The 6,125-nt window shown below is 31.9% G+C and carries 5 protein-coding genes; 4 read left to right on the plus strand and 1 reads right to left on the minus strand.

Annotated elements, in window-relative coordinates:
* Positions 1-976, plus strand: a 976-nt coding sequence (locus tag ACIQ11_RS08195) for an ABC transporter permease (RefSeq protein ID WP_396154169.1), incomplete at its 5' end; no start/stop codon positions are given.
* Positions 973-1,491, plus strand: a complete 519-nt coding sequence (locus tag ACIQ11_RS08200; RefSeq protein WP_396154170.1) for a nuclear transport factor 2 family protein — start codon at positions 973-975, stop codon at positions 1,489-1,491. The genes ACIQ11_RS08195 and ACIQ11_RS08200, both read left to right, overlap by 4 nt.
* A gap of 83 nt (positions 1,492-1,574) precedes the next feature.
* Here ACIQ11_RS08200 and ACIQ11_RS08205 read toward each other — a convergent pair whose 3' ends face one another.
* On the minus strand, positions 1,575-2,528 hold the full coding sequence (locus ACIQ11_RS08205) for an NAD-dependent epimerase/dehydratase family protein (RefSeq protein ID WP_396154171.1): 954 nt from the start codon (positions 2,526-2,528) through the stop codon (positions 1,575-1,577).
* A 270-nt stretch (positions 2,529-2,798) separates the two neighbouring features.
* Between ACIQ11_RS08205 and ACIQ11_RS08210 the strand changes: the two genes are divergently transcribed.
* Positions 2,799-3,320: a hypothetical protein gene (locus tag ACIQ11_RS08210; protein WP_396154172.1), complete on the plus strand. Its 522-nt coding sequence runs from the start codon at positions 2,799-2,801 to the stop codon at positions 3,318-3,320.
* Between the two features lie 60 nt (positions 3,321-3,380).
* A partial coding sequence (gene mfd / locus ACIQ11_RS08215; RefSeq protein ID WP_396154173.1) for a transcription-repair coupling factor occupies positions 3,381-6,125 on the plus strand: 2,745 nt, incomplete at its 3' end.

Below are 6,125 nucleotides of genomic sequence, written 5' to 3' on the forward strand. Positions count from 1 at the left end.
TTTATCCGAATCTCAAGCTTCACAATTAAAATCTTCAAAAGAATTTAAAACCTATACCAAAATTGTAGAAGAACGCGCCTTGTTTTATTATAAAAATAAAGAACACGTAGCGTATTTAAAAGGTGTTGATGCTAATTATTGTAAGGTAAATGAACTAAATACTTTTTTATATGCTGGAGATTGGTTGGAATCCAATACCAATCAAGTAGTGGTGGGTTCTGGTATTTCCAGAAAATTAGCTTTAGGACTTTTCGATTTTAATAATGTTTTAGAAGTATACATTCCAAAACCAGGTTCGGGATTAATTGAAAATCCTGAGGAAGCGTTTAATAAATCGCCGTTACTTACTTCTGGGATATTTCAAGTTAGCGAAGATGTTGATGAAAAATATGTGTACTCTACCATTGAATTAACACAAGCCTTACTGAATTACAAACCCAATCAACTGACGTATATTGATTTTAAACTGGCGCCAAATGTATCAGAAACAGATGCAATAGAAACCATTAATAAAATATTTCCAAATCAAGTTAAAATAAAAAACAGAGCGCAATTGAATGACGCGTTGTATAAAATGCTTAATACCGAAAATATTGTGGTATATTTAATTTTTACTTTAGTAATTATCATTGCGTTATTCAATTTAATTGGTGCGATTATTATGATGATTATTGAAAAGAAAAACAATTTAAAAACCTTATACAATTTAGGTACAGAAATTAAATACTTAAAAAACATTTTCTTGTTTCAAGGAAATATCATTTCTATTTATGGAGGAATTATTGGGTTAATTTTAGGGATAATTGTCATCTTAATTCAACAGCAATTTGAATTAATAATGATTAATTCAACGTTAGCATATCCTGTACTTTTCGAAATAAAAAATGTTATACTTGTATTAGTTACCATTACAGTTTTAGGGTTTATTGCTTCAAAAATCGCAAGTAGTACCGTAACCAAAAAATTATTAGAATGAGAAAAATTATAGTCGTTATAATCGGATTGGTTGTAATCGGATGTAAATCGAAACAAGCAATAAATCAAATAAATAAAGAATCTGAAATTAATTTAGTTTTGAACAATTGGCATAAAGCTGCAGCTGAAGCCAATTTCAACAACTATTTTAATGCGATGACAGATGATGCGATTTTTATAGGAACAGACGCAACTGAGAATTGGAACAAATCAGCATTCATAAAATTTGCAAAACCTTATTTCGATAAAGGTAAAGCTTGGAATTTTACTGCTTTAGAAAGAAATATTTACTTTTCTTCGGATAAAAAAACAGCTTGGTTTGATGAATTGCTAAACACGCAAATGAAAATTTGTCGTGGAAGCGGCGTTTTGGTAGTTGACAAAAATGGAAATTGGAAAATCAAACAGTACGTGTTATCAATGACCATTCCAAATGACCATACAGATGAAGTCGTAAAAATAAAAACGCTTATTGAAGACAAGGAAATAGAAAAACTAAAAAACCAAACTAAATAATGACTTGTCAATCTTAACTTGTTTCAGATTCTACTTAATTTTTTTAGAATCTGAAACGAGTTCAGATTGACAAAAAAAGTGGTTTATTTATAAATCGTTGCTTTCAAATTCTTAAACATATCAACGGTCATATTTTCTATGTTAAAATCGTTTTTCCAACCCCAATCTTTTCTTGCTTCACTATCGTCAATACTTGCTGGCCAGCTGTCGGCAATTTTCTGTCGGAAATCGGGCTCATAAGTAATTGTAAAATCTGGATAATGTTTCGTAATTTCTGCTGCTAACTCTTTTGGAGTAAAGCTCATTCCAGATAAATTGTACGAAGAACGAATTTTAATATCATCGGCATCGGCTTGCATAATGCTAATTGTCGCTTTTATTGCATCGTCCATATACATCATTGGCAAAGCAGAATTTTCAGATAAAAAACTCGTAAATTTCCCATCCGTAATGGCTTTGTGATAAATATCTACAGCATAATCGGTAGTTCCGCCACCTGCTTCTGTACTCCAACTAATTAGTCCAGGATAACGAATGCTTCTGATATCCACACCATATTGTTTATGATAATATTCTGCCCAACGTTCGCCTGTTTGTTTTGAAATTCCATAAACTGTAGTAGGTTCCATAATGGTGTATTGTGGCGTGTTTTCTCTTGGAGTTGTAGGTCCGAAAACAGCAATACTTGATGGCCAAAATATTTTTTTTATTTTTCCAGCTTTGGCTAAATTTAAAACGTGAAACAGAGAATTCATATTCAAATCCCAAGCAAAAGCAGGGTTTTTTTCGGCAGTTGCAGATAATAAAGCAGCCATTAAATACACATCAGTAATGTGATATTTTTCAATTAATTGCTCTATCTGATTGTAATCTAACGCATTTATAACTTCAAAAATTCCGTTATTTACTACGTCATTTTCTAATTTTCTAATATCGGAAGCAATTACGTTTTCTACACCATAAGTAGCACGTAATTTAGAAGTAAGTTCGGTGCCTATTTGACCACAAGCGCCTATGATTAGTATTTTGGTTTGCATAGTTAGTTGTTTTGTCTTACAAATATAAAATATTGGCAATAATAACCCATTATTTTGTTCGTTTTTTTCGAATTTCGTAAAAACCACCTATTCAGATTATTAATTATTTATTTCACTTAATTTTAAAAAAAATCGTATAAACATTTGTAAATTTGCGACTCATAATTGTAATAAATGAATTTTTTTAAACTACTTATACTATCCGTTTTCAGCAGTCTTTTGTTTTTTTCTTGTAAACAAAATGAAGAGCAAGTATTACTTGTGGAAAAAATGGAGAAAAAAAACCGAGAATCTTTTGAACAAATCAACAAAGCTTGGCAGTTGAATATTCCTGTAACAAGCCCAGAAGTTCGAGGTGTTTTAAATCAATGGCAAGATTGGAAAAATTTTGAAGAAGAACTTCAACAAAAACCAAAATCATCCATTAGCGCTTTTAAGCAAAAGGTTTTAAATTTAGTTACAAAATCTACTACTTTACACACAAATGTACCTGCGAATTTTAATGTACCTCAAGTGCGAAGCAGAATTGTGGCGTTACAAACTAAAATATTAGCTCTTGATACCTATTTTTCTTTAGATGTTGTGCCTCACGAAAAAGTGCAAAATTTAATTGCTGCTATAAATAAAGAATTGAATGCTTTTTATATGCAGTGCGAAGAAATTGTGATTAAAAATAGAATTCCAACTGAAATTGGTGAGCCAAAAATCATAAGTATTAGTGATACCACAAGAAATGCTAAGGTTGTTAATTTTGACGAATTAGAACAAAAAGAAATTTCAAAAAAGAAATAATTTTAGGCAAAAGGCAAAGGGCAAAAGGAGAACTATTATTTATAAAATACATACTATAAATTGAGCAAATCAGCAATCATTCAAAAATATCAGCAACATCCAAAAATCGGACAAATTGCTGAATTTTTTGCGTCCAGAAAAAAAATAAATGCTACCGGTTTGGTCGGTTCTTCACTTTCATTTGTGATTGATGCGTTGTTTAAAAAATCTGAACTTCCTTTTTTATTATTGTTTAATGATAAAGAAGAAGCAGCATATTATTTGAATGATTTAGAAGCGTTAATTAACAATCAAGACGTGCTGTTTTATCCTGGTTCTTATCGTCGTCCTTACCAAATTGAAGAAACTGATAACGCCAACGTTTTATTGCGTGCTGAGGTATTAAACAGAATTAATTCTCGAAAAAAACCTGCCATTATTGTTTCGTATACAGATGCCATTTTTGAAAAAGTAGTTACGCGAAAAGAATTAGATAAAAACACCTTAAAACTAAGTGTTAACGATAAATTATCTATCGATTTTATTAACGAAACGCTTTTTGAATATCATTTTAAACGTGTCGATTTTGTTTCGGAACCTGGTGAATTTTCTGTCAGAGGTGGGATTATAGATGTATTTTCTTTTTCTAATGATGCGCCTTACCGAATAGAGTTTTTTGGAGATGAAATTGACAGCATTCGAACCTTTGACATTGAAACGCAATTGTCAAAAGAAAAAGTTACTAAAATTGCCATTATACCAAATGTTGAAAATAAAATATTACAAGAAAATCGTGAAAATTTCTTAGATTATATTTCAGAAAAAACCGTTATTGTCCTTCAAAATACCGATTTATTAGGTGGAAAATTAGACCGATTATTCGAAAAAGCAAAAGAAGCCTATTCGAAATTAACACTAACGATTCATCACGCCAAACCGGAAGAATTATTCGTAAATCAGGAAACATTTTTAAAACGCGCCTTAGATTTTTCGATAATCGAATTAGATAAAAACCCAGTTTTTAAATCGGAAAAAGCAGTCGAATTTTACACGCAACCGCAGCCATCATTTAACAAACAATTCGATTTGTTGATGAATAATTTAAACGATAATTTTCATAACGGAATTAAAAATTATTTATTTTCATCAAACGAAAATCAAGCCAAAAGATTCAAAGAAATTTTTAAAGATATAGATGAAGATGCGGCCATTGATGTAAAAGATAAATATGAAAACATTGTTTTTCCGTTATTTTCTGGCTTTATCGATTCTGAGTTGCAAATTGCCTGTTATACAGACCATCAAATTTTCGAAAGGTATCATAAATTTTCTATCAAGAATAATGCGTCTAAAAAACAAACAGTAACTCTAAAAGAGCTAACTGCCTTATCTATTGGTGATTATGTTACCCACATCGATCACGGAATTGGAAAATTTGGAGGCTTACAAAAAATTCAAGTAGAAGGTAAAACCCAAGAAGCTATTAAATTGGTGTATGCCGATAATGATATTGTGTATGTGAGTATTCATTCATTACATAAAATTTCAAAATACACCGGAAAAGAAGGTACTGCTCCAAAAATTTATAAATTAGGAAGTGGCGTTTGGAAAGCATTAAAACAAAAAACAAAAGCACGAGTTAAACACATTGCGTTTAATTTAATTCAGTTGTATGCAAAACGTCGTTTGGATAAAGGATATGCTTTCGGACCCGACTCATATATGCAAAAAGAATTAGAAAGTTCTTTTATTTATGAAGATACGCCCGACCAAATTACCGCCACACACGACGTAAAAATGGATATGGAAAACGATCGTCCAATGGATAGATTGGTTTGTGGCGATGTGGGCTTCGGAAAAACAGAAGTGGCGATTCGTGCGGCTTTTAAAGCGGTTGATAACGGAAAGCAAGTCGCTATTTTGGTTCCAACAACTATTTTGGCCTACCAACATTATCGAACATTTACAGATAGATTAAAAGATATGCCTGTATCCGTTAGCTATTTGAATCGATTTAGAACTGCAAAACAAAAAGCGGAAACATTAAAAGGTTTGGAAGAAGGAAAAATAGATATCGTAATTGGAACACATCAATTGGTAAATAAAAATGTAAAATTCCGCGACTTAGGCTTACTTATTGTAGATGAAGAACAAAAATTTGGTGTCAATGTAAAAGACAAATTAAAAACCATTGCAGCAAATATCGATACGCTTACTTTAACGGCCACACCCATTCCAAGAACCTTACAGTTTTCATTAATGGCAGCTCGCGATTTGTCTGTAATTACTACTCCGCCGCCAAATAGATATCCGATTGAAACCAACGTTATTCGCTTTAGCGAAGAAACCATTCGTGATGCCATTTCTTATGAAATTGAACGTGGTGGACAAGTGTTTTTCATCAATAATCGTATCGAAAACATCAAAGAAGTTGCTGGGATGATTCAGCGATTGGTTCCTAATGCAAAAGTAGGAATTGGTCACGGACAAATGGATGGCAAAAAACTGGAAGAATTAATGCTCGCTTTTATAGAAGGTGAATTTGATGTTTTGGTGGCAACAACTATTATCGAAAGTGGCTTAGACGTACCCAATGCAAACACAATTTTTATTAATAATGCCAATAATTTTGGACTTTCAGATTTGCATCAAATGCGAGGTAGAGTAGGGCGTAGCAATAAAAAAGCGTTTTGTTATTTTATTACACCACCCGAATCTGTTATGACGGATGATGCAAGAAAACGAATCAATGCTTTAGTACAGTTTTCAGAATTGGGTAGCGGGTTTAATATTGCAATGAAAGATTTAGAAATTCGTGGTGCGGGT

The organism is Flavobacterium sp. (assembly GCF_044361065.1).
Classification (GTDB): domain Bacteria; phylum Bacteroidota; class Bacteroidia; order Flavobacteriales; family Flavobacteriaceae; genus Flavobacterium.